We start from the raw sequence: 26,369 nt of genomic DNA on the forward strand, positions 1-26,369 counted from the left end.
CGACTCGTACGAGTCGTCCCACAACGCGAAGCCCCCGGTTGTTCCCCCGTGATCGGGGGCTTCGTCCTGTCTGGCGCCGGTTTTCCGCTGCTTTGCGCGGCCACTTCCTCACCCTGAGTGACGACCCTCCCCGGGCCTTGTGCGCCCCTTACACGCCCCCGCGCACACCCGTCCGGCCTTGTGGGATTGCGACGAACAACAGTGCGGCACCCTCGGCCCATGCGAGTTGCGCAGGTACGATGCGAAAGGGGCAGTCGCCCCTGCGGCATCCACGGGGGCAGGGGTTGTGGGGGACGTGATGGATTTCGGCACGCAGGGTTCGCACGCCCCGGCCGACCTCGCCTGGCTGCGAGCCGTCGATGCCTACACGATGGGCGCGTACGCACAGGCCGAGGAGGAGTTCCGGGCCGCCACCCGGCTCGATCCGGGAATGGCCGACGCCTGGCTCGGACTGCACGCGCTGCGGGCCGACACCGCGGCGGCGCTGCTGCGGATGTACCGGCACCGCGACCGCTTCGGCGAGCAGCGCGCCCGGCACCGCCGCACCCTCAACTCCTGGTACTGGCTGGGCTGGTGGGTCCAGCCCGTGCTGGAGACCAGCCGGGACCTGCTGCTCGCCCACGCCTCCCACTGGCTCGACGGCCGCCATGTGCCCGAGCTGGACCGGGCGCTGGCCGGCTGCCCCCCGGTCGAGGCGGATCCGCAGGCTCGCTTCCTGCACGCCTGCCGCGCCTATCTGGTCAAGGACTGGGAGCAGCTGGTGCGCCACACCGAGCCGCTGCTCGACGATCAGTTCCTCGGCATCGAGGCCGGTCTGTTCGCCGGAATGGCGCGGGTCCGGCTGGAGATGTACAGCCAGGCCGAACCGCTGCTCGCCGCCGCCTTAATGCGCTGTCGCAGCGAACAGCCCCAGCGCAAGGAGCTGCGCTACTGGCTCGCCCGCGCCCATGAGGGCACCGGGCGCAGCGCCGCCGCGCTCCCGCTCTACCGCGCGGTGCACCGCATCGACTCCACCTTCATGGACACCTCGGCGCGGCTGGCGGCGATAGCCGAGTCCGACGGGCTGGACGAGCCCGCGGACCTCGCCGCCGTATCGCTGGCCGGGGCCGGTGGCCAGGACGCCACGGACGGCCGGGACGCCACCGCCACCGACCCCGCCGACACGCTGTCCGACGGCCGCGATCCGCGTGCCGCGGCCGAGGGCCCCGAGGGTCCGCCGCTGATGGGCCCCGCGGTGATGGGCGCGGGCGGCACCCGCGACCGGGCCGGACTGCCCTCCCAGCCCGGCCCCTCCGATCCGGTGCTGCTGGAGAGCGCGCTCCAGGAGCTGGAGCGCATGGTCGGCCTGGAGCCGGTCAAGCGGCAGGTCCGGGCGCTGTCGGCGCAGCTCCACATGGCGCGGCTGCGCGCCGGACAGGGCCTGCCGGTCCAGCCGCCCAAGCGGCACTTCGTCTTCTCCGGGCCCTCCGGCACCGGCAAGACCACCGTGGCCCGCATCCTCGGCCGGGTCTTCTACGCCCTCGGGCTGCTCGGCGGCGACCATCTGGTGGAGGCCGGGCGCGCCGATCTGGTCGGCGAGTATCTGGGCCAGACGGCGGTGAAGGCCAATGAGCTGATCGACTCGGCGCTCGGCGGGGTGCTCTTCGTCGACGAGGCGTACAGCCTGTCCAACTCGGGCTACAGCAAGGGCGACGCGTACGGCGACGAGGCGCTTCAGGTGCTGCTCAAGCGGGCCGAGGACAACCGCGACCGGCTGGTGGTGATCCTCGCCGGCTACCCCGAGGGCATGGACCGCCTGCTGGCCGCCAACCCCGGCCTCGGCTCGCGCTTCACCACCCGTGTCGACTTCCCCAGCTACCGCCCGCTGGAGCTCACCCGGATCGGTGAGGTGCTGGCGGCGGAGAACGGGGATGTGTGGGACGAGGAGGCCGTGGAGGAGCTGCGCAGCATCAGCGGCCATGTGGTGGACCAGGGCTGGATCGACGAGCTGGGGAACGGGCGGTTTTTGCGCACGCTGTACGAGAAGAGCTGCGCTTACCGGGATTTGCGGCTGTCGGGGTGGAGCGGTACGCCGAATCGGGATGACCTCGCGACGTTGCGGCTGCCGGATCTGATGCAGGCGTACGGGGAGGTCCTGTCGGGCCGCGGCCCCATGTACCGGGACCCGCAGGACCCGCCCCTGGGGTAGGCGATGGCGCGCCTGCGGCGGGCTTTCCCCTACCCCTGGACCCCGGACGCCCTTTGGGCGTGTCCTCAATCGCCGGACGGGCTGAAATCAGCCCGTCCGGCGATTGAGGACCGGGGTCCGGGGCGGAGCCCCGGTTGTGGGGAGGGGCGGGTAGGGGAAAGGCCCGCCGCAGGCGCAAACCGCAGCGCGACCGCGCCGCTCAGCCCACCATCGCCCGCTCCTCCTCGGAGAGCACGGGCGCCGCCTCGCCCCTGGGCTCGGCCACCCGGTCCCGGGCCCCGCCCCGGTGCGCGGGGTCGTGGACCTCGCCGACCAGCTTCTCCAGGACGTCCTCCAGCGCGACCAGCCCCAGCACCGTGCCCGACGCGTCGGCGACGGCCGCCAGATGGGAGGCGGCCCGGCGCATCGCGGTGAGGGCGTCGTCCAGCGGAAGCTCCGCCCGAAGCGTCTCGATCGGATGCCAGACCCGCTGCGGCACGGCCCGCTCCGGGAACTCCAGCTCCAGGACGTCCTTCACATGCAGATAGCCCATGAAGGCGCCTCCGGGGCCGCGCACCGGGAAGCGCGAGTAGCCGGTGCGCACGGTCAGCTCCTCGATCTGCCGGGGGGTGACCGAGGGATCCACGGTGACCAGGCCCGCCGGGTCCAGGAGGACGTCGGTGACCGGGCGGCTGCCCAGCTCCAGGGCGTCCGCGAGCCGCTCCTGCTCCCCGGGGTCGAGCAGCCCGGCCTGCCGGGAGTCCTCGACCAGATGGGTCAGCTGCTCGCTGGTGAAGACGGCCTCGACCTCGTCCTTGGGCTCCACCCGGAACAGCCGCAGCACCAGCCGGGCGCACGCCCCCAGCAGCGCGGTGACCGGGCGGCACAGCCGCGCGAAGGTGACCAGCCCGGGGCCCAGCCACAGCGCGGTCCTGTCCGGCGCCGCCATGGCCAGGTTCTTCGGCACCATCTCGCCGATGACCAGATGGAGGAAGACCACCAGGGCGAGCGCGATGGCGTAGCCGAGCGGGTGGATCAGCTGCTCGGGCAGGTGGACGGCGTGGAAGACCGGCTCCAGCAGTTCGGCGACGGTCGGTTCGGCGACCGCGCCGAGGGTCAGCGAGCAGATGGTGATGCCGAACTGGGCGGCCGCCATCATCTGCGGCAGGTTCTCCAGGCCCGTGAGCACCGTACGGGCGCGCGCGGAGCCCTCGGCCGCGCGCGGCTCGATCTGGCTGCGGCGCACCGAGACCAGGGCGAACTCGGCGCCCACGAAGAAGCCGTTGGCCAGGACCAGCAGGACAGCGAAGAGAAGCTGTACCAGGCTCATCGTCCGTTCCCCTCCCCGGGCACGGCATGGGCGGTCATCTGCACAGGCGGCGTAGTACCCGGCTTTGTGCGGACGATGCGTACCCGTTCCGCCCGGTGGTGGCCGACCTGCCGGACGGCCAGCTTCCAGCCGGGCAGCTCGGCGATGTCGCCGGGGGCGGGGATCCGCCCCAGCAGATCGGCCACCAGCCCGGCCACGGTCTCGTACGGCCCGTCGGGCGCGTCGAGGCCGATCCGGCGCAGGGTGTCGACGCGGCAGCCGCCGTCGGCGTCCCAAACGGTGCGGCCGTCCTCGGTGAGGGTCTGCACCAGGTCGGGGGTCTCCGCGGCCTCGTCGTCGTGCTCGTCGCGCACCTCGCCGACCAGCTCCTCGACGATGTCCTCCAGGGTGACCACACCGGCCGTGCCGCCGTACTCGTCGACGACCACGGCTATCGGCTGTTCACTGCGCAGCCGCTCCAGCAGCGGCTGGACCGGCAGCGTCTCGGGGACCAGCACCGGGGACTGCGCGATCCGGCTGACGGGGGTGCGCAACCGGTCGTCGGACGGCACCGCGAGGGCGTCCTTGAGGTGCACCATCCCGATGACCTCGTCCAGCCGGTCGCGGTAGACGGGGAACCGGGACAGCCCGGTGGCCCGGGTGAGATTGAGCACATCCACGGCGGTCGCCGTGGAGTGCAGCGCGCTGACCCGCACCCGCGGGGTCATCACATGCTGGGCGGTCAGCTCGCCGAGCGAGAGGGTGCGGACGAACAGATCGGCCGTGTCCTGCTCGAGCGCGCCGGCCCGCGCCGAATGGCGGGCGAGCGAGACCAGCTCACCGGGGGTGCGGGCGGAGGCCAGCTCCTCGGTGGGCTCCACGCCCAGCGCCCGCACCAGCCGGTTGGCCACGGTGTTGAGCAGGGCGATCACGGGCCGGAAGAAGCGGGCGAAGGCGTACTGCGGGCCCGCGACGAAGCGGGCGACCTGTAGCGGCCGGGAGACCGCCCAGTTCTTGGGCACCAGCTCGCCGATGACCATCTGGACGGCGGACGCCAGCAGCATGCCGAGCACGATGGCGACACCGGAGACGGCGCCGTGCGGCAGCCCGACCGCCTCCAGCGGCGCGGTCAGCAGATGGCCGAGCGCGGGCTCGGCCAGCATGCCGACGATCAGCGAGGTGATGGTGATGCCGAGTTGGGTGCCGGAGAGCTGGAAGGACAGCTCGCGCAGCGCCTCGACGACGGTACGGGCGCGCTTGTCACCCTCGTCGGCGGCTCGCTCGGCGTCCGGCCGCTCGACGGTGACCAGGCCGAATTCGGCGGCCACGAAGAAGCCGTTGGCGAGGATCAGGACGAGTGCCGCGGACAGCAGCAGGAGGGACAGGGTGATGCTCATGCCGCCGCCTCGTGGTCGGCGGCGGCGCAGGTACTACAGGACGATCCGTCCATCTGCTGAGGGAGTCACTCCTCGGGTCGCAGGGGAGCCCGCCAGGGGCGCACGCGGGCGTGCGCGCTGGAGAGGCGGGGCGGGGCACCGTTCGGCCCCGGCAACAGAGTAATCAAGGATGGGGCATGACGGGCAGGCCCCTCACGCCGTTGGAGTGCCGATCCGCTCGTCGGCCGGTTCGCGGGGGCCCGCCCGGCAGCGGGCGGAAGCGGACGTGAAGGGGCTGCTCAACGCCGACAGGCCCTAGGGCCGGGCGGCCCTGACGGGTGGCTCAGTCCGCGGCACGGCCCGTCCCGTGCCGCTCGGCGAGGGCGCGCAGGGCCCGCGCGTCGCTGATGGCGTGCGCCTTGGCGATGCCCGGCTGGATGCCCATCGCGGGCAGGCTGGTGCCGTCGGCGAGGTCCAGATAGACCCAGGGGTCGCCCGGGCGCAGATTGACCCGGAGCACCTCCGCCCACTCCAGCCGGCGCTTGGTGGTGAGGTTGACCACCGTCACACCGCCCTCCTCGGCCACCACCTTGGGGCGGCTGAGCAGCATCAGCACTCCGAAGAACAGCAGTCCGGTGAGGATGAAGCTGGCCCGCTCCCCCGGCCCCAGCCGCTCCAGCAGCAGGGCCACCGCCGTGAGGACGACCAGGACGGCGACACCGACGGTCATCAGGACGGCCCGGGTCCTGGTCGGCCGGAAGGTGACGGGCAGGGCGGGGGTGGGCGCGGCGGCGGACACGTGGTCGGCCTCTCGGATGGGAGGGACGGGAGAGAACGGGATGGGGGCAGGGGCGGCGCGGGCCGTCAGAGGCGGCAGGCGTGGATGCCGGTGGTGAGGATGGCGCGGGCCCCCAGGTCGTAGAGCTCGTCCATGATCCGCTGGGCGTCCTTGGCGGGGACCATCGAGCGGACCGCGACCCAGCCCTCGTGGTGCAGCGGGGAGACGGTGGGCGACTCCAGGCCCGGGGTGAGCGCCACGGCGCGCTCCACCTGCTCCACCCGGATGTCGTAGTCCATCATCACGTAGCGCCGGGCCACCAGGACGCCCTGCATCCGGCGGAGGAACTGCTGGACCTTGGGGTCGTCGCTGGGGTCGCCGGTGCGGCGGATGACGACCGCCTCGGACTCCAGGATGGGCTCGCCGATGATCTCCAGCCCGGCGTTGCGCAGGGTGGTGCCGGTCTCGACCACATCCGCGATGACCTCGGCGACACCGAGCTGGATCGCGGTCTCGACGGCGCCGTCGAGGTGGACCACGGCGGCGTCCACACCGTTGTCGGCGAGGTGCTTGGTGACCAGCCCGGCGAAGGACGTGGCCACGGTCATCCCGCCGAACTCGCTGACGTCCTTGGCCGTGCCGGCACGGGTGGCGTAGCGGAAGGTGGACCCGGCGAAGCCGAGCTGCATGATCTCCTCGGCCTGGGAGCCGGAGTCCAGCAGCAGATCGCGGCCGGTGATGCCGATGTCGAGCCGGCCGGAGCCCACGTAGACGGCGATGTCGCGGGGGCGGAGGAAGAAGAACTCCACCTCGTTCTCCGCGTCGACCAGGACCAGCTCCCTGCGGTCCTTGCGCTGCCGGTAGCCCGCCTCATGGAGCATCGCCGACGCAGGCTCGGACAGTGAACCCTTGTTGGGGACGGCGATGCGCAGCATGAGTGCTCTTTCCTTCGGTAGCTCGGGTGAGGGTGCTGGTGGGGGGTGTCAGAGGTGGGCGTAGACGTCGTCGAGGGTCAGCCCCTTGGCGACCATCATCACCTGAAGGTGGTACAGGAGCTGGGAGATCTCCTCGGCGGTCGCCTCGTCGCTCTCGTACTCGGCGGCCATCCACACCTCGGCGGCCTCCTCCACGACCTTCTTGCCGATGGCGTGCACACCGGAGTGGACCAGCTCGGCGGTGCGGGACGTGGCGGGGTCGGCCGTGGCGGCCTTCTTCTGGAGCTCGGCGAAGAGCTCCTCGAACGTCTTCTTGGGCATCGTGTCCGTCATCCTACTTGGGTCGTGCGACGCCCCTCAGCGCCAGGGTTCGGCGACCGAGCGCAGGGTGGTGGCGGTGGCGACGGCCGCGGTGACCGCCTCGTGGCCCTTGTCCTCGCTGGAGCCCGCGAGCCCGGCCCGGTCCAGGGCCTGCTCATCGGTGTCGCAGGTCAGCACGCCGAAGCCGATGGGCACGCCGGTGTCCACACTGACCTGGGTCAGCCCCTGGGTGACGCCCTGGCACACATAGTCGAAGTGCGGGGTGCCACCGCGGATGACGACGCCCAGGGCCACGATCGCGTCGTAGCCGCGGCCCGCGAGCACCTTGGCGACGACCGGCAGTTCGAAGCTGCCCGGCACCCGCAGCACGGTGGGCTCGTCGATGCCGAGCTCGCCCAGCGCGCGCAGGGCGCCGTCGAGCAGGCCGTCCATCACCTTCTCGTGCCACTGTGCGGCGATGACGGCGACGCGCAGGTCCCCGCAGTTCTTCACGGACAGTTCGGGGGCGCCCTTACCGCTCACGTCTCTCCTCGGTGTTTCCGGTGTTCTGGTGTTCTGGTGGTTCTGGTGGTTCTGGGGTGGTGCGTTGCTGTGGCTACTGGTTGCCGCAGGCCGATATGGGCTCGGTGCGGTCGCCCTCCAGCCAGGGCAGGTCATGCCCCATCCGGTCCCGCTTGGTGCGGAGGTAGCGGAGGTTGTGCTCCCCGGCCTGGACGGGCATCGGCTCCCGGCCGGTGACCCGCAGCCCGTGCCGGACCAGCGCCGTGGTCTTCTCCGGGTTGTTGGTCATCAGCCGCAGCGAACGCACTCCGAGGTCGGCGAGGATCTCCGCGCCCGCCGCGTAGTCCCGCGCGTCGGCGGGCAGGCCGAGCTCCAGATTGGCGTCCAGGGTGTCCCGGCCCAGCTCCTGGAGCTCGTACGCGCGCAGCTTGGACAGCAGTCCGATGCCGCGCCCCTCGTGGCCGCGCAGATACAGGACGATGCCCCGGCCCTCGGCGGTGACCCGCTCCAGCGCGGCGTGCAGCTGGGGGCCGCAGTCGCAGCGCAGCGAGTGGAAGACATCGCCGGTGAGGCATTCGGAGTGGACCCGGACCAGCACGTCCTCGCCGTCCCGGATGTCGCCCTGGACCAGCGCGATGTGCTCGACGCCGTCGGCCGCGCGGTAGCCGTACGCCCGGAAGTCGCCGAAGGCGGTGGGCAGCCGGGTCTCGGCCTCGCGCCGCACAAGCGGTTCGGCGGGCTTGCGGTACGCGATCAGATCGGCGATGGAGACGATCGCCAGGCCGTGCTTGTGGGCGAAGGCGACCAGGTCGGGCAGGCGCAGCATGGCACCGTCCTCCCCCGCGATCTCGCAGATCACGGCCGCCGGACGCAGTCCGGCCAGCCGGGCGAGGTCGACCCCGGCCTCGGTGTGGCCGTCGCGCTCGAGCACCCCGCCGGGGCGGGCGCGCAGCGGGAAGATGTGGCCGGGACGGACGAGGTCGCCGGGGGTGGTGGCCGGGTCGGCCAGCAGCCGCAGGGTGGTGGCCCGGTCGGCGGCGGAGATACCGGTGCTGACGCCGTGTTCGGCGGTGGCGTCGACCGAGACGGTGAAGGCGGTCCGCATGGACTCGGTGTTCTCCTCGACCATCTGCGGAAGTCGCAGCCGGTCGAGTTCGGCGGCCTCCATGGGCGCGCAGATGAGCCCACGGCACTCGTTCATCATGAAGGCGACGATCTCGGGGGTGATCGTCTCGGCGGCGGCGACGAGGTCGCCCTCGTTCTCCCGGTCCTCGTCGTCCACGACCACCACGGGGCGGCCCGCGGCGATGTCGGCGATGGCGCGCTCGATGGGGTCCAGAGCCAGTTCGTCGGGCCAGTGCGCGGTGCGCAGGGGGGCGGCCGGGCCGCTACTCGGGGAGGCGGCCGGGCCGCCGCTCGGATGCGGGTCGGTCACCGCGTATGCCTCACTCATGATGTGGCCTCCTTGTCCTGCGTGCCGTTGTCCCGTCCGAGCAGCCGCTCGACGTATTTGGCGAGTACGTCCACCTCGAGGTTGACCGGGTCACCGGCCTGCTTGACGCCGAGCGTGGTGAGCGCGAGGGTCGTCGGGATGAGGCTGACGGTGAAGTAGTCGGAGCCCGCGTCCACGACGGTGAGGCTGATGCCGTCCACCGTGATGGAGCCCTTCTCGACGACATAGCGGCTGAGTTCGGCGGGCAGCGAGATCTTCACGATCTCCCAGTGCTCGGAGAGCTTGCGGTCCACGATGGCGCCGGTGCCGTCCACATGGCCCTGCACGATGTGGCCGCCGAGCCGCCCGCCCAGCGCCATGGGGCGCTCCAGGTTGACCCGGGAGCCGATGTCGAGCGCGCCGAGACCGGAGCGGTTCAGGGTCTCGGCCATGACGTCGGCGCTGAACCGGGTGCCCTCCGCGTCCTCGATGATGTCGACGACGGTGAGACAGACGCCGTTGACGGCGATGGAGTCGCCGTGCTTCGCCCCTTCGGTGACGAGGGGGCCGCGTACCTGGAAGCGGGACGCGTCACCGAGGTGCTCGATGGCGACGATCTCACCCAGTTCTTCGACAATTCCGGTGAACACTTCAGTTCTCCTCGGCGAGGGGGGCGGTGGCGGGAACGGCGATGGGGGCGGCGGTGACGCGCAGATCGGGACCGAGCCGGGTCACATCGGCCGTCTCGAGGCGCAACGCCTGCGCGATGGTGGTGATTCCGGCGTCGGCGAGGGCGGCGGGGCCCGCGCCGAGCAGGACGGGGGCGAGGTAGCCGACGACCTTGTCGACGGCGCCCGCGGCGAGGAACGCCCCGGCGAGGGTGGGCCCGCCCTCCAGCAGGACGGAGCGCACCCCGCGGCCGTGCAACTCGGCCAGGAGCGCGGGGATCCGGAGGCCGGTTTCCGCGCGCGGCAGCCTTACGGTCTCCACGCCCGGCCGCCGCGGCAGATGCGCGATGCCCGCGTCCTCGGCGACGGCGATCAGCGTGGGCGCGGCGTCGTCCAGCACCCGGGCGCCGGGCTTGATGGTGGCGCCCGTGTCCACGACGACCCGCAGCGGCTGGGTGGCGCCCTCCCGGTCCCGTACGGCCAGGTGGGGATCGTCGGCGCGCAGGGTGCCGGAGCCGACGACGACGGCGTCGGCCTCCGCGCGCAGCCGGTGCACATCGGCGCGGGACTCGGCGGAGGTGATCCAGCGGCTGGTGCCGTCGGCGGCGGCGCTGCGGCCGTCCAGGGTCGCGGCGAACTTCCACAGCACGAAGGGGCGGCCGCGGCGCATCGCGGTCAGCCAGGGCTCGTTGACCGCCTCGGCCTCGTCGGCCAGCAGCCCGACGTCGACCGCGACCCCGGCGGCGGCCAGGGTCGCGGCGCCGCCCTTGGCCTGGGCGGTGGGGTCGGCGACGGCGTAGTGGACGCGGGCGATCCCGGCGGCGATCAGGGCCTGCGAGCAGGGGCCGGTACGGCCGGTGTGGTCGCAGGGTTCGAGGGTGACGACGGCGGTGCCGCCACGTGCCCGCTCCCCCGCCGCGCGCAGCGCGTGAACCTCGGCGTGCGGACCGCCGGCCCGCTGGTGCCAGCCCTCGCCGACGACGCGGCCACCGGCGTCGAGGACGACGCAGCCGACGACGGGGTTGGGGCTGGTGTGGCCGAGGCCGCGGGCGGCGAGCGCGACGGCATGGCGCATCGCTTGGGCTTCGGCTGCGGTGGCCACCGGGTCCTCCTGCCTCTTCGGGCACGGACTCCGGGGCGGTCGAGATGACACGAAAGCGGAAACGCCGCCGCCAGCACGCCGGGATCGGCAATGCGTCCGCATCCCGCGTACGCGAGGGCGGACCGCCGAGGCGGCGCACCGGTGATGTCGCTACCGCCGCGCACTGCCTCCCATCCGGACTTTCACCGTCGGTCCAGGAATTTCACCTGGTCAACCGGCCGCTGGCGGCGGACGGGTCGCGGACTGTAACCGCCGGTTCGGATTTTCACCGACCCCGGAGTGCGCTGACGTCACTGGTACGGGCCCAGTGTGCCATGGCCATCGGCCCAGCTGGGAGGCGCCCCCCGTGTGGCCTCCCTCACCCACCCAAGCCCCGGAGGGGCCCTGACCCCGGTGCGGAGCGGTTCCACCACCCGACGGCTCGGAGCGGCCCCCGCCCGCTACCGGCGGCCCGGGGTCGGGCCGTTCGAAGCGTCTTTCTCCCCGCCCCGCCCCTTCCCGAATCGGGGGCAAGCCCCCGAGCCCCGCCCGTGGAGCTCCGCCGAGGCGTCGGCGCCCGGCAAGTGGCGGGTGGAGGTGGGCGCCCCTTCCCGAACCGGGAGCAACCCCCCGAGCCCCGTTCGCAAACGGGCGCCGTGGCCCCGGTACCCCACAGACGGCAGGCGGCGGCCACCCCCAACCCCCGACGGCCGGACGTCGCGACGCGGAAACCGTTCCCGGCCTGGGGGGCGGGAGCCTGCCCCCCGATTCGGGAAGACCGCCAACCACCGGCCCGCCCCCTACCCCCGCCGCCGGGGGTCGCGGCGCGGAGGCCGTTCCCAGTCCGGGGGCCGGGGGCTTGCCCTCGATTCGGGAAGGGGCGGGGCGGGGAGACGCACCCGCTACCGGCCGTCCCGGGACCGCCGTAACCGTCAGCCACCGGCCCGCCCCTGACCCCCGCACGGCACCCGGACCCCGGCGGCCGGATGCCGCGGCGCGGAAGAAACCATTCCCGGCCCGGGGCGGGCGAGGGCTCCCCCCGATTCGGGATTGGGCGGGACGGGGAAACGCACCCGCTACCGGCAGCCCAGGGACCGCCCGTAACCGTCAACCACCGGCCCGCCCCTACCCCTGCCGCCCGCGCCGCTGGGCGTCGCGGCACGGAAACCATTCCCGGCCCGGGGGCCGGGGGCTTGCCCTCGATTCGGGAAGGGGCGGGGTGGGGAGACGCACCCGCTACCGGCCGTCCCGGGACCGCCGTAACCGTCGGCCACCGGCCGGCCCCCGGCCCCTGCCGCCCGCTCGGCCGCGGGTTGTGGCGCGGAGGCCGTTTTCGGTCCGGGGGGCCGGGGGCTTGGCACCGGTTCGGGGAGGGGCGGGGTGGGGGAATGGAGCCGTTAGCCCTGGGCGATGCTGTCCAGTTGTTCCACCGCCGGCCGCAGGGCCCACAGGTCGCCCCCGGGCGGGGTCTGGAGCTTGGGCAGGGCCGCACGGGCCTTGCGGTCACCCGCGTCGGCCGCCGCATGGACGATGTCGCTCGCCGCGTAGGCGCGGAAGTCGAGCTCCGGGTACGGCCAGGACGCGGCGCCCGTGGCCGCCGGGAGCAGGACGTCCACCGCCTTGAAGAGGTTCCCGCCGCGGGGCCCGGTGTAGTGCCACAGGTCCACCCCGACGTGCTTCCCGATGGCGGCCATCCGGGTGTACGCGACCAGGTTGAAGGTCGAGTAGTGGAAGCTCCGGGTGCGCTTCAGCTCCTGCGGCTGCGTGCCGTCGGCCGCGATCTGCGTGTCGATGCGCTTGGTGCGGGCGTCGCGGAGCACCTGGCGGGCGCGGTCCCGGTCGCCCACGGCGGTGGCGATGGCGGCGACCTGCATGTCGTAGAAGGTGCCGTGGTTGTTCTCGGCGGCGCCCTCCTCCTTGCCGAAGTCGCTGTTCACCAGCCAGTCCAGGAACTGCTTGTTCCAGGTGCGGAAGCCCGCGTGGTCGCTGTCGGACCAGCCGGGGGCGCCGGTGTCGAGGAGCGCGGCGGCGTCGAGGAGGCTGGTGAAGCCCTGGGAGAAGTCGATGATCCCGATCGAGCGGCCGTCGTACTTGCAGGGGATGAACTGCGCGTGGTTCAGGTTCGGGTTCATCCGGGTCGCCGGGGTGACGAACCAGGTGCGCAGGATGTCCGCGGCATGTTCGGCGTAGGCCCGCTTACCGGTGTAGTACCAGGCAAGCGAGAGCTCGTAGGCGGACTCGAAGACCTTCCCGACCTCGGGACGGTCCGTCATCTTGTCCACGTCGGGGTTCCGTTGGCCATCCTTCTGAACGTAGGGGCAGCCGTACGGATTGTCCTCGGTCTTGGGTTGGCTGGGCCACCAGTAGGGGGCCTGGCTGAAGTAGTCGTGTTTGTCGCCGCTGGGCGGCACCTGGTCCTTGTCGGTGACCGTCCAGGGGCCCTGCTTCATCCACTGGTCGGCCTGGGTGGTCAGATCGCGTACGGTCCGCCGCAGATTCCGGTCTCCGAGCTGGAGTTTCAGCTTGGTGAGGGACAGTCGGGGCCCGTCGAGCACCACCGTACGGGGTACCGGGCCGGACTGCCGGACGCGTTCGGCGCCCTGCGCGGAGGGGGCGGCGGGGATCGCCAGGACGGCCAGGAGGGCGGAGGCGGCGACGATCGCCCGGGCGATCCGCCCGCGTCCCGCTGGAGGTGCACCCATCGAGCACTCCAATCAGATAGCTGAACGCTATTCAGAATTGAGATCGGGCTCAGAGTAAGGCGGCTCCATGGGCACGACAAGAGATCGCACAGGAATGAACTCACCCCACGGATGCGGCGGACCGAACGGCTACGGAGCGCCGAACAGCTCGTTCTGCGTCGCGTCCAACGCCGTCAGCACGGCACCCCGCAACACCCCGCCGCCGCCCACCACCCCCGCGCGCACCCGCGTCCGCAGCGGCGACAGCCGGCCCACATGCTCCTCCACCCGCCGGGCGAGCCCCTCGCCCCCGGCCCGGCCGACCTCGCCGCCGAGCACCGCGCACCCCGGGTCGAGCACCGCGCAGATCGCGGCGACACCCAGCGCGATCCGGGCCGCCAGCGCGTCCAGGAACGTCTCGCCCCGCTCCCCCGCCTCCAGGGCCACGCGGATCACCGCCTCCGCCGCGCCGGAACCCTCCGTCCTCCCGTCCCCACGGGAGCCGCCCGCCGCGGTCTCCAGGCCGTGCTGCCGGGCGAGTTCACAGACCGCGGCACTGCCCACCAGGGAGTGGAACCCGCCGTCGCAGCCGGTGGCGGAGGGCAGCCCCGCGGTGCCCGGGACCGGCAGAAAGCCGATCTCCCCGGTGCCGCCGGACGCACCGCGCCGCAGCACCCGGTCGAGCACCACGGCCGCGCCGATGCCGTGGCCGAGCCACAGCAGTACGAAGGTGTCGCGGTCGCGCACCGCGCCCAGCCGCTGTTCGGCGACGGCCGCGAGATTGACCTCGTTCTCCAGCAGCACCGGTGCCGCGAGGCCGCCGTGCAGCGCGATGGCCAGCTCACGGTGCCAGGAGGGCAGCCCGCCCGGCGAGTTGAGCTCCCCGGTGGCGGGGTCGATGAGGCCGGGCATCCCGATCCCGATGTGGTGCAGCCGCGCCGCCCCGGCCCGCTGGGCGGCTCGCTCCACCAGAGCCACCACGGCCGCCACGGTGTGCGCCGGATCCACGTCCGGGGCCACCGGAAGCGACTCCTCGGCCACGGTCCGGCCCAGCAGATCGGCCACGCACACGGCGACGCCGTCCGTACGGACGTCGACCCCGGCCACATGCGCGCTGTCGGCGACGATCCCGTACACCCGGGCGTTGGGCCCCCGGCGCTCCGCCCCCGACTCCCCCACGACCGCCACCAGACCGGTCTGCCGCAGCCGCTCGACCAGGTCCGCGATGGTGGGACGGGACAGCCCGGTCAGCGACTTGAGCTCCCCCGCGGTCAACGGCCCCTTGTCCTTGAGCAGATGGAGGGCGAGGCGGTCGTTGATGGCCCGCGCCGTACTCGGAGAGGCGGTGCGGCCCGCCACGGACACGCTCGTCGAGGTCATGCCGGGATCCTTCCAGAAGGCCACGGGAAAAGCTCTATCTATCAGGGAGCCTCCCTGATAGTTTCCGGTGGGCCACGGCGCAGGCCGGGCACAAGCACGGGTACGGGGACAGAGCACAAGCACGGACACGAGTCGGCGCTACGGGGAGGGTGCGACAAGTATGGGCAGGCTCAAGGGGTCCGGGGCGTCCGAGATGCGCACGGTACGGCGGGCGCGGATCGCCGTGGCGGCGGTGTTCGCCGTGCACGGCGGGGTGACCGGCAACTTCGCCACCCGTATCCCCTGGATCCAGGAGCGGCTGGACCTGAGCGCCGGTCAGCTCGGCCTCGCGCTCGCCTTCCCCGCCATCGGGGCCTCGGTCGCGATGCCCCTGGCCGGGCGGATCAGCCATCGCTTCGGTGACCGCGCGGCGCTGCGCGGACTGCTCGCCCTGTGGACCGTCTGGCTGGTGATGCCCCCGCTCGCCCCCGGGCTGGTCTGGCTCTGCGGTGCGCTGCTCATCTTCGGCGCGACCGCCGGGATGGCCGACGTCGCGATGAACGCCCTCGGTGTGGAGATCGAGAACCGCCTCGGCCGCTCGATCATGTCCGGGCTGCACGGCATGTGGAGCGTCGGCGCGCTCACCGGCTCGGCGGCGGGCACGATCGCCGCGCACGCCGAGGCCGACGCCCGGCTCCATCTCGCCATCGCCGCCGGGGTCCTCACGGTGCTCGGCGCGGTGGCCTGCCACTGGGTCCTGGATCTGCGCAGCGCCCCCGAGGAGCATCCGCCGCCCCGCTTCGCCCTGCCGCCCCGCTCCGCCCTGATCATCGGCGCGGTGGGATTCTGCGCGGTCTTCGCGGAGGGGGCGAGCCTGGACTGGTCGGCGGTCTATCTGCGCGACGTCCTGAACACCTCCCCCGGCGTCGCCGCCGCCTGCACCACCGCCTTCTCCTGCACGATGGCCGGTGCCCGGCTCGTCGGGGACGCGGTGGTGGGCCGCTTCGGGCCGGTGCGGACCGTACGGACGGGCGGCGTCCTCGCCACCGCCGGGGGCCTCCTCGTGGTCACCGCCTCCGGGCCCGCCCTCGCCATCGCCGGATTCGGCCTGATCGGCCTGGGCATCGCGGTCGTGGTGCCGCTGGCCTTCGCCGCCGCCGGGCGCGGCGGCCCGGCCCCGAGCCAGGCCATCGCGGGTGTCGCCACGATCACCTACACCTCGGGGCTGATCGCTCCGGCGGCGATGGGCTCGATCGCGGATCTGACCTCGCTGACGATCTCGTTCTGCCTGGTCACGACGTTGGCGCTGGGGCTGGTGGCGGGGGCCGGGGTGCTGCGGACCCCGGCGGGGACGGACGCCACGGGCTCGGCCCCGCACCCCGACCCGTCGACGTCCCGGGCCACGCTCTCCTGACGGGGGCGATCCCGGTCCGACACGGAGGCGATCCCGGTCCGACACGGGGGCGATCCCGGGCCGACGCATCGGCGCCGACACCGCCATGGTTCGGTGAGCGCCGAAAGGATCCGGCCGTACGGTCGGTGATATGACCGATACGAGCGACGGCCCGGCCCCCGACCGCCACACCCCCTTCCGCCGGCTCCACGACGGCGACCGGCCCCTGCTGCTGCCCAACGCGTGGGACCACGCCTCCGCCGCCGCCCTCGTCCGCCGCGGCTTCCCCGCCATCGGCACCACCAGCCTCGGCGTGGCCGCGGCGGCCGGGCTGCCGGACGCGACCGGCGCCGCCCGCGACGGCACCCTCGCCCTCGCCCGGGGCATCGCCCGGCTCCCCGCGCTGGTGACCGTCGACATCGAGGGCGGGTTCGGCGACCGGCCCGAGGAGGTCGCGGCGGTCGCGGCGGAGCTGGACCGGGCCGGGGTGGTCGGCGTGAACATCGAGGACGGACGCCCCGACGGCACCCTCGCGCCGCTGGCCCGGCAATGCGCGGTGATCGAGGCCGTCAAGGAGCGGGTGCCCCGGCTGTTCGTGAACGCCCGGACCGACACCCACTGGCTCGCCGCGATCGGTGGCGGCACCCCGCCCTCGCCGGCCACCACCGCCGAGCGCATCGAGGCGTATGTGCGGGCGGGCGCGGACGGGATCTTCGTGCCCGCGCTCATCGATGAGCAGAACATCGGCGCACTGGCCGCCGACCTCGGCGAGACCCCGCTGAACATCCTCCTTACGCCCGGCCGCCACACCTATGAGCGGCTGGCGGAGCTCGGGGTGCGGCGGATCAGCTGCGGTTCGCTGCTCTTCCGGGCCGCCCTGGACCATGCCGTCGAGCTGGCCTGGTCGATCGCCCACCCGGACGCCCCCGGCCATGCCGATCAAGCTGCCGGCCTGCCCGGCTACACCGAGGCGCAGTCACTGGCCGACGACTTCACGGGAGCCGATCCCACATAGCTGCAAACCGCATATTTTCGGCCAACTAACATTGTTGCGATTCCCCCGTAGCGATGAAGTGGAGCAGTCATGGGCCTCGGCGTGGGCTGGACCCTGCACGGCGATGGGCGCACCCCCGCCCCCGGTGCCGTCGTCAAGCCGGATGAGCGGCTGTCGTGGCCGAGAACGGTGGGGCTCGGCGCGCAGCACGTCGTGGCCATGTTCGGGGCCAGCTTCGTCGCCCCGGTGCTGATGGGGCTCGACCCCAACCTCGCGATCATGATGTCCGGGGTCGCGACCGTCCTCTTCCTGCTCGCGACCCGCGGCCGGATCCCCAGCTATCTGGGGTGCAGCCTGTCCTTCGTCGGCGTGGCCGCCGCGATCAGGGCGCAGGGCGGCGGCAGCGCGGCCGTCACCGGGGCGATCCTGGTGGTCGGCGGTGTGCTGCTGCTGAGCGGTCTGGCGGTACGGACGTTCGGCGCCCGGATCATCCACGCGGCGATGCCGCCGGTGGTGACCGGTGCGGTGGTCATGCTGATCGGGTTCAATCTGGCCCCGGTGACCGCCGGTACGTACTGGCCCGCCGATCAGTGGACCGCGCTGCTGACGATGCTGCTCACCGGGGCGGCGGTGGTCTGTCTGCGGGGCTTCTGGTCGCGTGTCGCGATCTTCCTGGGGCTGGTCTTCGGCTATGCGGTCTCCTGGGCCCTCGACCGCGTCTTCGGCAAGATCCACTCCATCGACGGCAGCGGACGGGTCACCGACCACTGGCGGCTGGATCTCTCCGGGGTGTCCAAGGCGGACTGGATCGGTCTGCCGTCCCTGCACGGGCCCACCTTCCACTGGTCGGCGGTGCTGGTGGCGCTGCCGGTGGTGATCGCGCTGATCGCCGAGAACGCCGGGCATGTGAAGGCGGTCGGCGAGATGATAGGCGATCCGCTCGACGACCAGCTGGGCACGGCGATCGCCGCGGACGGCGCGGCGACCATGATCTCCACCTCGGTCGGCGGCCCGGCCAATACGACGTACTCCGAGAACATCGGGGTCATGGCGGCCACCCGGGTGTACTCCACCGCCGCGTACTGGGCGGCCGCGGGCTTCGCGCTGCTCTTCGGGCTGTGCCCGAAGTTCGGCGCGGTGGTGGCGGCGGTGCCGGGCGGGGTGCTGGGCGGGATCACCGTCATCCTCTACGGCATGATCGGGCTGCTCGGCGCGCAGATCTGGGTGCACAACAAGGTGGACCTGCGCAACCCGGTCAATCTGGTGCCGGTCGCGGCGGGTGTCATCATCGGCGTCGGCGGCGTCAGCCTGAAGATCGGCAACAACTTCGAGCTGAGCGGGATCGCGCTCGGCACGATCGTGGTGCTGCTCGGCTACCACGTGCTGCGTGCCCTGGCCCCGGCACACCTGAAGCGGCAGGAGCCTCTGCTGGACGCGGGCACCAGCGAATACGACGACGAGCGGTCGGCGTAGGCCCCCGGGGGGTGTCCGACGGGGCGTGACGCCTGCGGCGGGCTGCTCCCCTCCCCGCCCCTTCCCACAACTGGGGCTCCGCCCCAGACCCCGCTCCTCAAACTCCCCCAGCTACCGCTGGGAGGTGCCCCCTGGAGGGGCTGGGAAGCGGGGCTCCGCCCCAAGACCCCGCTCCTCGAACTCCCCCAGCTACCGCTGGGTGGTGCCCCCTGGAGGGGCTGGAAGGGCGAACACCCCCCAGGGCCTCATCCTCGCGGGGTGAGGTCCTGGAGGCCCACCACCCGCAGCAGCTCCAGCCGCTCGGCGGACTCGCTGCCGGGGCGGGCGGTGTGGACGATCAGCCGCTGGGCGTGTTCCGAGCTCAGCAGGACCTCGCAGTCCAGCTCCATCGTCCCCACCACCGGGTGGGTGAACCGCTTGACCGTGGAGTGCCGTACGGCCACCTCATGGGCCTCCCACAGCGCCGCGAACTCCGCGCTCACCGACAGCAGTTCGGCCACGAGCCCCGCCGGGCCGGGGTCGTCGGGGCGGGCGGCGAACACGGCCCGGAGGGTGGCCACATGCAGCCGGGCGTGCTCCTCGAGCTCCTCGCTCGGGAAGATCCCGGGGGTGCCGGAGGCGGCGTCGCGCCGGGTGAAGAAGGACCGGACGATATTGCGGTCGCCGGGCGGCCGCCCCATGATGTCGCCGACCAGCGCCGCCGCCATCGCGTTCTGCGCCAGCACCTCGCCCCAGTCGGTGATCACCTGGGCCGGGGTGTCGTACAGCCGGTCCAGCACCCTGAGCAGACCGGGCCGCACATGCTCCGAGGTCCTGCGGTCGCGCGGCGGCTCCTCCCCCACCAGATGGAAGAGGTGGTCCCGCTCGTCGTCGGTGAGCCGCAGCGCCCGGGCCAGCGCGGTCAGCATCTGGCGGGACGGACGCGGGCCGCGGGCCTGCTCCAGCCGGGTGTAGTAGTCCGGGGACATGCCCGCGAGCTGGGCCACCTCCTCCCGGCGCAGCCCGGGCGTACGGCGTCGGGGGCCGGGTGTCAGCCCCACCTCGGCGGGGCCCAGGCGGGCGCGGCAGCGGCGCAGGAAGTCGGCGAGTTCCGTTCGATGCACGCTCCCATCGTCGCCGTGCCCGCGTCCCGTATCCAGGGTCTGCGGATCCCTGGATGAGGAGGTCTCTCCCGGCCCCGCCCCGCCCGCCGCAGGCTGGGGCCGAGCGACGAACGAGACGAAAGGCGGAGCTCATGCCCTTGATTCTGGTGACGGGTGCGACCGGTCACGTGGGACGGCGGTTCACCAAGCGGCTGCTGGAGCGGCGCGCGGCCGGTACCGAGGTACGGGTGCTGGTGCGCGACGAGGAGCGCGGCGCCCCCTTCGCGGCCCAGGGCGCGAGCCTCATGGTCGGCGATCTGCGCGAGGAGAAGGATCTGCGGCGGGCCATGGAGGGGGCGCACGCGGTGGTCAACATCGCGGCGGCCTTCCGCGGGGTGCCGGACGAGGAGGCGTGGGCGGTCAACCGGGACGCGGCGGTGGCGCTCGGGCGGGCCGCGGTCGAGGCCGGAACGAGCCGGTTCCTCCAGGTCAGCACCAATCTGGTGTACGGCGCCTCGCGCGGGCGGCCGCTGACGGAGGACGACGAGAGCAGGCCCGGCGGTCTGCTGTGGGGCGCGTACCCCGCCTCCAAGGCCGAGGCGGAGCGGGAGCTGCTGGCGCTGCACCACGAGCACGGCCTCGATCTGCGGATCGGCAGCCTGGCCTTCGTCTACGGGGACGGCGATCCGCATCTGGCGAACGTCCTGCCGCACGCGGCGGAATGGGCCGGGAGCCAGCGGCTCGCCATGGTCCACCACGCGGACGCGACGCAGGCGCTGCTGCGGCTGCTGCGCGCCCCGGGCGGCACGGCCGGCGGCTCGGTGTCGGGCCGCAAGTACAACATCGTGGACGACGCCCCGGCGACCACGGTCGAGCTCTTCCAGATCAACGGGGTGCCGCTGCCCGAGGGCATGACCGAGCGGACCGACGAGGACCCCTGGTTCGGGATCACCTCCAACCTCCGGCTGCGCGACGAGCTGGGCTGGCGGCCGCTGTATCCGTCGATGTGGACGGCGCGCGACGCGGGTGTGCTGTGATACGGCGGTTGACGGGGCGTTAGGCCGTCCAGGGGAAGCGGCGGCGTACGGCGGGACCGCGCCCGTCCGGCCTGCCACGCTGGCGTCCATGACGATGCCCACGCCCGCGCGGCTCGCACCGCGCACCGTGAGAAGCGTCGTGGCGCGCATGAGCGCGCTCGGCGCGGCGCTGCCGCCGGGGGACGGGGTGGCGGTCTTCAACGGGGTGTATCTGTCGGTCACCGAGGAGGTCGGCCGGCGGCTCGCGGACGGGTACTTCCACGACCCGTCCGCCACCGAGGAGCTGGATGTGCGGTTCGCCGAGCGCTATCTGGCGGCGGTCGACGCGGTGACCACCGGCGGGCGGCCGCCCGCCTGCTGGCGGCCGCTGTTCCAGCTGCGGTGCCATCCCGGGGTCCGCCCGGTGCAGTTCGCGCTCGCCGGGATCAATGCCCATATCGGCCATGACCTGGCGCTCGCGCTGCTGGACACCTGCCGGGCCCGGGACCTCGAACCGGAGGCCCTGGAGGGCGACTTCGACCGGATCGGCGCCCTGCTCACGGGGATGGAGGAGCGGATCCGGGAGGAGCTGATGCCCGGCCCCGACCTGCTGGACGTGGCCGATCCGCTCACCCATCTCGTGGGCTCCTGGAGCCTGGAGAAGGCGCGGGACGCCGCATGGGCGGCGTTCCGCGCGCTGTGGGGGCTGCGCGCGGTGCCGGAGCTGGCCGAGGAGTTCGCGGAGCGCGTCGACGCCACCGTGGGTCTGGTCGGGCGCTTTCTGCTCACCCCTCTGCCGTCCGCGTGCTGAAGCGGGCCCCGGACCGGCTCAGTCCTCGGGGAGCTCGACGGGTGCGATCTCGTCGTACAGGTCGCCCGGCCCGGGGTTCTTCGGGTCGGTGGAGCCGCCGAACTGGTGCATGACGCCCCACACCGCGTTGAGCGCGGTCTGGATGGCGCCCTCGGCCCAGCCCGCCGTCCAGGAGATGTCGTCGCCCGCGAGGAAGACGCCACGCTTGTCGGCGGGCAGCCGGTCCTGCATGAAGTGGGTGAACAGCCGGCGCTGGTAGCGGTAGTGGCCGGGCAGATTGGCCTTGAACGCGCCCATGAAGTACGGCTCGTTCTCCCAGGACACGGTGACCGGGCTGCCGATGATGTGCTTGCGGATGTCGACATTCGGATAGATCTCCGAGAGCGACTTGAGCATGACCTCCATCCGCTCGTTCGCCGACAGCGGCAGCCACTTCAGGCTGTCGTCGCACCAGGTGTAGGAGAGGCAGATGACGGCGGGCCGGTCCGGGCCGTTGTCCAGCAGATAGGTGCCGCGGGTCATCCGGTCGGTGAGCGTCATGCTCATCGTGTCCCGCCCGGTGACCTCGTCCTTGTCCAGCCAGAACGGCCGGTCCACCGGCACGAAGAGCTTGCTGGACTCCATGTAGTGGGTGCGCTCGATCGCCGTCCAGTGGTCGATCGGGAAGAGCGAGTCATCGCAGTCGATCTGGGAGAGCAGCATCCAGGACTGCGCGGTGAAGACCACCGCCCGGTACGAGCGGATGTCACCGCTCGCGTCCGTCACCACGACGCGGTCGCCCGCGGCCCGGTGCAACCGGGTCACGGCCGGGCGGGGCGCACCCTCGTGCAGCGAGGCCAGCGAGGTGCCCTGGGGCCAGTGGACGATCTTCTCGGGCTCGCGCTCCCACAGCCGCAGCGGCAGCTGCTGGCTGCCGCCGACGATGCCGCGGTGGTGGTCGTCGGCCTCGGTGTAGACGACCCGCAGGATCTCCAGGATGGAGTTGGGGAAGTCGGTGTCCCAGCCGCCGGTGCCGAAGCCGACCTGGCCGAAGATCTCCCGGTGGCGGAAGGAGGTGAAGGCCGAGGAGTCGCAGAGGAAGCCGTAGAAGGTCTGGTTGTCGAGCTTCTCGACCAGCCGCGCCCAGATCTCCCGGATCCGGGGCACGTCCCGCTCGCGGATCGCGCGGTTCATGTCGGAGAAGTCCGCGCCCTCCTCCAGACAGGCGTTCCAGGCGTCGGCCACCTCGCGGTAGACCGGCGGCAGATCGTCGATGGTACGGGCGTAGTGGGACTCGCCCTTGAGGTCGACGACGGTCGAGGGGGTCTCGGGGGCCAGCGGGTTGGGGAACGGCTGGGTCTTCAGGTCCACCAGGTCGATGTAGTGCTGGAGGGCGGTGGAGGACGGCGGGAAGCGCATCGCGCCCATCTCGGCGGTCAGCGCGTCGTCACAGCCGTCGAAGCCGACGGTGCGCAGCCGTCCGCCGATCCGGTCGGCCTCGTAGACCACGGGCCGCAGGCCCATCTTCATCAGCTCGTACGCGGCGACGACACCGGAGAGACCGCCGCCGACGACCGCGACCTCGGCGCCGTGCTCGGTCGCCGGTATCTGGCCCAGGCCCGCGGGGTGGGCGAGGTAGTCGTCGTAGGCGTAGGGGAAGTCCGGGCCGAACATGGTGATGGGCGGCAGGGCCTCGAGCGCCTGCGCCTCCTGCTCGTCATGGACGGCGGTGGGCACCGTGGACGTCATGGGGTACGGACTCCTTGCTGCTTGGTGCTCAAAGGGGTGGTTCGGGTGCGGCAGGGGCCGGACGGATCAGCCGAGGGAGGTGTAGAGACCGGGGCGGCGGTCGCGCAGATACGGGTTGATCCGGCGCGAGGTCGTCAGCAGTTTGGGGTCGACGTCGCCGAGGAGGAGCTCCTCACCGCGCCCGGCGCGCAGACAGGTGGCGCCGTCGGGCCCGGCCAGACAGCTCAGCCCGACGAAGTCGAACTCGCCCTCGCGGCCGCTGCGGTTGACGTACGCGATGTACATCTGGCTCTCGAAGGCCCGCACCGGGATCAGGGATTCGGCGACGAACTCGAAGGGGTGCATCTGCGCGGTGGGCACCACCAGCAGATCGGTCCCGGCCAGGGCGTGGGCCCGTACGTTCTCGGGGAACTCCACGTCGTAGCAGACCAGGATGCCGACGGTCAGCTCGCCGATGGTGGCCTGGACGACGGGGGTCTCCCCGGGGGTGAACGACTCCCGCTCGAAGCAGCCGTAGAGATGGGTCTTGCGGTAGTTGGCCAGCTCGGTGCCGTCCGCGCCCACCAGCCGCGCGGAGTTGTGGACCGCGTCCGCGTGGCGCTCGGGGTAGCCGTAGAGGACGGCGAGGCCGTGCGTCGCGGCGATCTCGGCCACGGCCCGGCCGCTCGGCCCGTCCGCGGGCTCGGCCAGCTCCCGCACGCCGCCGCCGATGGCGTAGCCCGTGAGGAACATCTCCGCGGTGACCAGCAGCCCGGCGCCGTCGGCGGCCGCGCGGGCGGCGGCCTCGTCGAGGACCTTGAGGTTACCGGCGGGGTCGCCGGGGTGACCGGAGTTCTGGAGCAGAGCGGTGCGCAGCGGCGGCATGGCAGACCTTGGGAGGAGGAGTACGGGCATAAAAACAGTACGTTGCCTCCGGATCGCCCAACAAGACGACTTCATTGCGTCCGGCGTCGATTCATGACGCAGGGGGACCTGCGCACGACGATTCATTGCACGCGCCCCCGAAGGGGCGCGGGGCTGTATGCGGCTCCGCCGCGGGGGGCGCCCCAAAGGGGCGCGGGGAACTGCGCGACCAGCCACAACGGAGCCGCAGCCGCTCACCGACAGGCCAGGGCAGGCGCCCAAGAACCGCGCACCCAGCGAAGCGCCTACGTAGGCGCACCCGAGCTGAACCTCCGCAGCAACGGCGACAGCACCAGCACAGACTTCGTGCGCTCCACAAACGGCTCCCCCGCAATCCGCTCCAGCACCCGCTCAAAGTGGCGCATATCCGCGGCGAAGACCTGGACGACGGCGTCCGCGTCACCGGTGACGGTGGACGCGGACACCACCTCGGGGTAGCGCGACAGACCCCGGCGGATGTCCTCCGGCGAGGTGTTGTGGCGGCAGAAGAGCTCGATGAAGCCCTCGGTCTCCCAGCCCAGCGCCACCGGGTCGACCCGCACCGTGAAGCCGGTGATGGCTCCCTCCGCGCGCAGCCGGTCCACCCGCCGTTTGACGGCGGGCGCGGACAGCCCGACGATTTCGCCGATGTCGGCGTAGGAGCGGCGGGCGTCCTCGGCGAGGGCGTGGACGATGCGTTCGTCGAGATCGTTCAGTCGCACTGGGGGGCAATCACTTCTCTGCTGTGGCCAGTCGGGATCGGCGCATGCCGTATCCGAAGTACAGCACAAGGCCAACGGCCATCCACACGCCGAAGACCACCCAGGTCACGAACTGAAGGCTGCCCATCATCCACAGACACAGCACGAAGCCGACCACCGGGAAGAGCGGGGACAGCGGCACCCGGAAGGTCCGGGGCATATCGGGCCGGGTCCGGCGCAGCACGATCACGGCGATGTTGACCAGCGCGAAGGCGAAGAGCGTGCCGATGCTGGTGGCGTCGGCGAGCTGGCCGAGCGGGATCGCGGCGGCGAGGACGCCGCAGAAGAGCGAGACGATGACGGTGTTGGCGCGGGGCACCCCGGTCCGGGCGTGGACCGTGGAGAAGACCTTGGGCACCAGCCCGTCCCTGGACATCGCGAAGAGGATGCGGGTCTGCCCGTAGAGCACGGTCAGCACCACGGAGGCGATCGCGATCACCGCGCCGGCCGCCAGCAGCACGGCCCAGAAGTTCTGTCCGGTGACATCCTTCATGATCGAGGCGAGCGCGGCCTCGGAGCCGGAGAACTTCTTCCACGGCAGCGCGCCCACCGCCACGGCGGCCACCAGGCAGTACAGCGCGGTGACGATGATCAGCGAGAGCATGATCGCGCGGGGCAGGTCGCGCTGGGGGTTCTTGGCCTCCTCACCGGCCGTGGAGGCGGCGTCGAAGCCGATGTAGGAGAAGAAGAGGGTGGCGCCGGCGGCGCTGACGCCCGCCATGCCCAGCGGCATGAACGGGGTGTAGTTGCCGGCCCGGATGCCGGTGAAGGCGACGGCGCAGAAGAGGATCAGCGCCGCGATCTTCACCCCGACCATGATGGCGTTGGCGCGGGCGCTCTCCTTGGCGCCGCCCAGCAGGAACGCCATGGCCAGCAGCACCACGAGCAGCGCGGGCAGGTTGAAGATCCCGCCGTCCCCGGGCGGGGCGGCCAACGCGTCGGGGATGGTGATGCCGAGGGTGCCGTCGAGTAGTTCGTTGAGGTACTCGCCCCAGCCGACGGCCACGGCCGCCACCGAGACGCCGTACTCCAGGATCAGACACCAGCCGCAGATCCAGGCGATCAGCTCGCCCATCGTGGCGTAGGCGTACGAGTAGGAGGAGCCGGAGACCGGGATGGTGCCCGCCAGCTCGGCGTACGACAGCGCGGAGAACAGCGCGGTGAGCCCGGCGATGACGAAGGACACGACGACCGCGGGGCCTGCGTCCGGCACGGCCTCGCCGAGCACCACGAAGATGCCGGTGCCCAGGGTGGCGCCGATGCTGATCATGGTGAGCTGCCATACGCCCATCGAGCGCCGGAGGCTTCCGCCCTCGCCCTGGCCGCCCTCGGCGACCAGCCGCTCCACCGGCTTGCGCCGCATCAGCCGGGCGCCCAGCCCGCCGACCGGAGGGTCTGGTTCCGGTTGCTGGGTGGCGGGTGGTGCTGCGCCGTGCTCCAACACTTGGGTGGCTCCTTATTCGCTGCCATCAGGTGGTGGCGACCGACTGCGGACATACGGGTACCCGGGAGGGAAACCCGCAGGTGGGAATCGCCGAGCAGCCGGTCTTCGCCACTCCACGTCAGCGCAAGACCCTATGAGCCGTCCGCCGACGGCCGTAATGGACCATGATTGCGCATA

22 protein-coding genes and 1 riboswitch are annotated in these 26,369 nt (G+C 72.4%); of the genes, 6 read left to right on the top strand and 16 right to left on the bottom strand.

Features of this window, described 5'->3' with window-relative positions; genetic code table 11:
• Nucleotides 1-298: 298 nt before the first annotated feature.
• Nucleotides 299-2,188, top strand: a complete 1,890-nt coding sequence (locus KHP12_RS12575) for an AAA family ATPase (RefSeq protein ID WP_086880622.1) — start codon at nt 299-301, stop codon at nt 2,186-2,188.
• Nucleotides 2,189-2,387: 199 nt separating this feature from the next.
• On the opposite strand, the gene KHP12_RS12580 is transcribed toward KHP12_RS12575, so the two are convergent.
• The 11 genes from KHP12_RS12580 to KHP12_RS12630 form a co-directional block, all read right to left on the bottom strand.
• Entirely contained in the window at nt 2,388-3,497 is a 1,110-nt protein-coding gene (locus KHP12_RS12580) for a hemolysin family protein (protein ID WP_086880621.1), read from the bottom strand.
• Nucleotides 3,494-4,867, bottom strand: coding sequence for a hemolysin family protein (locus KHP12_RS12585; RefSeq protein WP_051573069.1), 1,374 nt, complete (start codon nt 4,865-4,867; stop codon nt 3,494-3,496). The genes KHP12_RS12580 and KHP12_RS12585 overlap by 4 nt, the downstream gene beginning before the upstream one ends.
• 328 nt (nt 4,868-5,195) lie before the next feature.
• Nucleotides 5,196-5,651, bottom strand: coding sequence for a PH domain-containing protein (locus KHP12_RS12590; RefSeq protein WP_164425106.1), 456 nt, complete (start codon nt 5,649-5,651; stop codon nt 5,196-5,198).
• Nucleotides 5,652-5,716: 65 nt separating this feature from the next.
• Nucleotides 5,717-6,565 (bottom strand): ATP phosphoribosyltransferase, encoded by an 849-nt coding sequence (hisG, locus tag KHP12_RS12595; RefSeq protein WP_210610216.1) that lies wholly within the window; start codon nt 6,563-6,565, stop codon nt 5,717-5,719.
• Nucleotides 6,566-6,613: 48 nt separating this feature from the next.
• On the bottom strand, nt 6,614-6,886 hold the full coding sequence (locus tag KHP12_RS12600; protein WP_037951821.1) for a phosphoribosyl-ATP diphosphatase: 273 nt from the start codon (nt 6,884-6,886) through the stop codon (nt 6,614-6,616).
• Between the two features lie 36 nt (nt 6,887-6,922).
• Nucleotides 6,923-7,408 carry a 6,7-dimethyl-8-ribityllumazine synthase gene (gene ribH / locus KHP12_RS12605; RefSeq protein WP_020867014.1) on the bottom strand — a complete coding sequence of 162 codons (486 nt, stop codon included), beginning with the start codon at nt 7,406-7,408 and terminating at the stop codon, nt 6,923-6,925.
• 73 nt (nt 7,409-7,481) lie between these two features.
• Nucleotides 7,482-8,840, bottom strand: coding sequence for a bifunctional 3,4-dihydroxy-2-butanone-4-phosphate synthase/GTP cyclohydrolase II (locus tag KHP12_RS12610; protein ID WP_244203139.1), 1,359 nt, complete (start codon nt 8,838-8,840; stop codon nt 7,482-7,484).
• Nucleotides 8,837-9,469 (bottom strand): riboflavin synthase, encoded by a 633-nt coding sequence (locus tag KHP12_RS12615; RefSeq protein WP_086884112.1) that lies wholly within the window; start codon nt 9,467-9,469, stop codon nt 8,837-8,839. Before KHP12_RS12615 ends, KHP12_RS12610 begins: the two co-directional genes overlap by 4 nt.
• 1 nt (nt 9,470) lies before the next feature.
• Nucleotides 9,471-10,589, bottom strand: a complete 1,119-nt coding sequence (ribD, locus tag KHP12_RS12620) for a bifunctional diaminohydroxyphosphoribosylaminopyrimidine deaminase/5-amino-6-(5-phosphoribosylamino)uracil reductase RibD (RefSeq protein WP_086884111.1) — start codon at nt 10,587-10,589, stop codon at nt 9,471-9,473.
• Nucleotides 10,590-10,745: 156 nt separating this feature from the next.
• Nucleotides 10,746-10,876, bottom strand: a riboswitch (FMN riboswitch).
• A 1,089-nt stretch (nt 10,877-11,965) separates the two neighbouring features.
• Nucleotides 11,966-13,270, bottom strand: a complete 1,305-nt coding sequence (locus KHP12_RS12625) for an alginate lyase family protein (protein WP_211832950.1) — start codon at nt 13,268-13,270, stop codon at nt 11,966-11,968.
• Between the two features lie 129 nt (nt 13,271-13,399).
• Nucleotides 13,400-14,629, bottom strand: coding sequence for an ROK family transcriptional regulator (locus tag KHP12_RS12630; RefSeq protein ID WP_210610214.1), 1,230 nt, complete (start codon nt 14,627-14,629; stop codon nt 13,400-13,402).
• A 160-nt stretch (nt 14,630-14,789) separates the two neighbouring features.
• On the opposite strand from KHP12_RS12630, the gene KHP12_RS12635 reads away from it, so the two are divergent.
• The 3 genes from KHP12_RS12635 (at nt 14,790) to KHP12_RS12645 (ending at nt 18,468) form a co-directional block, all read left to right on the top strand.
• Complete coding sequence (locus tag KHP12_RS12635) at nt 14,790-16,022, top strand: MFS transporter (RefSeq protein ID WP_086885902.1); 1,233 nt, start codon at nt 14,790-14,792, stop codon at nt 16,020-16,022.
• A gap of 130 nt (nt 16,023-16,152) precedes the next feature.
• The gene (locus tag KHP12_RS12640; RefSeq protein ID WP_086885903.1) at nt 16,153-17,016 is read left to right on the top strand and encodes an isocitrate lyase/PEP mutase family protein; all 864 of its coding nucleotides are present in this window, start codon (nt 16,153-16,155) and stop codon (nt 17,014-17,016) included.
• A 69-nt stretch (nt 17,017-17,085) separates the two neighbouring features.
• The gene (locus KHP12_RS12645) at nt 17,086-18,468 is read left to right on the top strand and encodes a uracil-xanthine permease family protein (RefSeq protein ID WP_210610212.1); all 1,383 of its coding nucleotides are present in this window, start codon (nt 17,086-17,088) and stop codon (nt 18,466-18,468) included.
• A 245-nt stretch (nt 18,469-18,713) separates the two neighbouring features.
• Here KHP12_RS12645 and KHP12_RS12650 read toward each other — a convergent pair whose 3' ends face one another.
• On the bottom strand, nt 18,714-19,571 hold the full coding sequence (locus tag KHP12_RS12650) for a helix-turn-helix transcriptional regulator (protein ID WP_086882119.1): 858 nt from the start codon (nt 19,569-19,571) through the stop codon (nt 18,714-18,716).
• Between the two features lie 131 nt (nt 19,572-19,702).
• Between KHP12_RS12650 and KHP12_RS12655 the strand changes: the two genes are divergently transcribed.
• A complete protein-coding gene (locus tag KHP12_RS12655) occupies nt 19,703-20,587 on the top strand; it encodes an NAD-dependent epimerase/dehydratase family protein (RefSeq protein ID WP_086882118.1) in 885 nt (294 codons plus the stop codon).
• A gap of 88 nt (nt 20,588-20,675) precedes the next feature.
• The gene (locus KHP12_RS12660; RefSeq protein ID WP_078559162.1) at nt 20,676-21,377 is read left to right on the top strand and encodes a DUF5995 family protein; all 702 of its coding nucleotides are present in this window, start codon (nt 20,676-20,678) and stop codon (nt 21,375-21,377) included.
• 18 nt (nt 21,378-21,395) lie between these two features.
• Here KHP12_RS12660 and KHP12_RS12665 read toward each other — a convergent pair whose 3' ends face one another.
• The 4 genes from KHP12_RS12665 to KHP12_RS12680 all read right to left on the bottom strand — a co-directional run bounded on the left by KHP12_RS12665 (nt 21,396) and on the right by KHP12_RS12680 (nt 26,192).
• Nucleotides 21,396-23,105, bottom strand: coding sequence for a flavin monoamine oxidase family protein (locus KHP12_RS12665; RefSeq protein ID WP_086882117.1), 1,710 nt, complete (start codon nt 23,103-23,105; stop codon nt 21,396-21,398).
• Between the two features lie 66 nt (nt 23,106-23,171).
• Entirely contained in the window at nt 23,172-23,969 is a 798-nt protein-coding gene (locus KHP12_RS12670) for a carbon-nitrogen hydrolase family protein (protein WP_037951705.1), read from the bottom strand.
• Between the two features lie 284 nt (nt 23,970-24,253).
• Entirely contained in the window at nt 24,254-24,709 is a 456-nt protein-coding gene (locus KHP12_RS12675) for an Lrp/AsnC family transcriptional regulator (RefSeq protein WP_086882116.1), read from the bottom strand.
• Nucleotides 24,710-24,719: 10 nt separating this feature from the next.
• On the bottom strand, nt 24,720-26,192 hold the full coding sequence (locus tag KHP12_RS12680) for an amino acid permease (protein ID WP_210610210.1): 1,473 nt from the start codon (nt 26,190-26,192) through the stop codon (nt 24,720-24,722).
• Nucleotides 26,193-26,369: the final 177 nt, after the last annotated feature.

The sequence above is a fragment of the Streptomyces asiaticus genome (assembly GCF_018138715.1).
Taxonomy (GTDB): Bacteria; Actinomycetota; Actinomycetes; order Streptomycetales; family Streptomycetaceae; genus Streptomyces; species Streptomyces asiaticus.

Bases quoted from the DNA above. Each gene is read 5' to 3' on its own strand.
- KHP12_RS12575 (WP_086880622.1), top strand. From the start codon at position 299: ATGGATTTCGGCACGCAGGGTTCGCACGCCCCGGCCGACCTCGCCTGG.
- KHP12_RS12580 (WP_086880621.1), bottom strand. From the start codon at position 3,497: ATGAGCCTGGTACAGCTTCTCTTCGCTGTCCTGCTGGTCCTGGCCAAC.
- hisG (WP_210610216.1), bottom strand. From the start codon at position 6,565: ATGCTGCGCATCGCCGTCCCCAACAAGGGTTCACTGTCCGAGCCTGCG.
- KHP12_RS12600 (WP_037951821.1), bottom strand. From the start codon at position 6,886: ATGCCCAAGAAGACGTTCGAGGAGCTCTTCGCCGAGCTCCAGAAGAAG.
- KHP12_RS12610 (WP_244203139.1), bottom strand. From the start codon at position 8,840: ATGAGTGAGGCATACGCGGTGACCGACCCGCATCCGAGCGGCGGCCCG.
- KHP12_RS12625 (WP_211832950.1), bottom strand. From the start codon at position 13,270: ATGGGTGCACCTCCAGCGGGACGCGGGCGGATCGCCCGGGCGATCGTC.
- KHP12_RS12630 (WP_210610214.1), bottom strand. From the start codon at position 14,629: ATGACCTCGACGAGCGTGTCCGTGGCGGGCCGCACCGCCTCTCCGAGT.
- KHP12_RS12635 (WP_086885902.1), top strand. From the start codon at position 14,790: ATGGGCAGGCTCAAGGGGTCCGGGGCGTCCGAGATGCGCACGGTACGG.
- KHP12_RS12640 (WP_086885903.1), top strand. From the start codon at position 16,153: ATGACCGATACGAGCGACGGCCCGGCCCCCGACCGCCACACCCCCTTC.
- KHP12_RS12645 (WP_210610212.1), top strand. From the start codon at position 17,086: ATGGGCCTCGGCGTGGGCTGGACCCTGCACGGCGATGGGCGCACCCCC.
- KHP12_RS12655 (WP_086882118.1), top strand. From the start codon at position 19,703: ATGCCCTTGATTCTGGTGACGGGTGCGACCGGTCACGTGGGACGGCGG.
- KHP12_RS12660 (WP_078559162.1), top strand. From the start codon at position 20,676: ATGACGATGCCCACGCCCGCGCGGCTCGCACCGCGCACCGTGAGAAGC.
- KHP12_RS12665 (WP_086882117.1), bottom strand. From the start codon at position 23,105: ATGACGTCCACGGTGCCCACCGCCGTCCATGACGAGCAGGAGGCGCAG.
- KHP12_RS12670 (WP_037951705.1), bottom strand. From the start codon at position 23,969: ATGCCGCCGCTGCGCACCGCTCTGCTCCAGAACTCCGGTCACCCCGGC.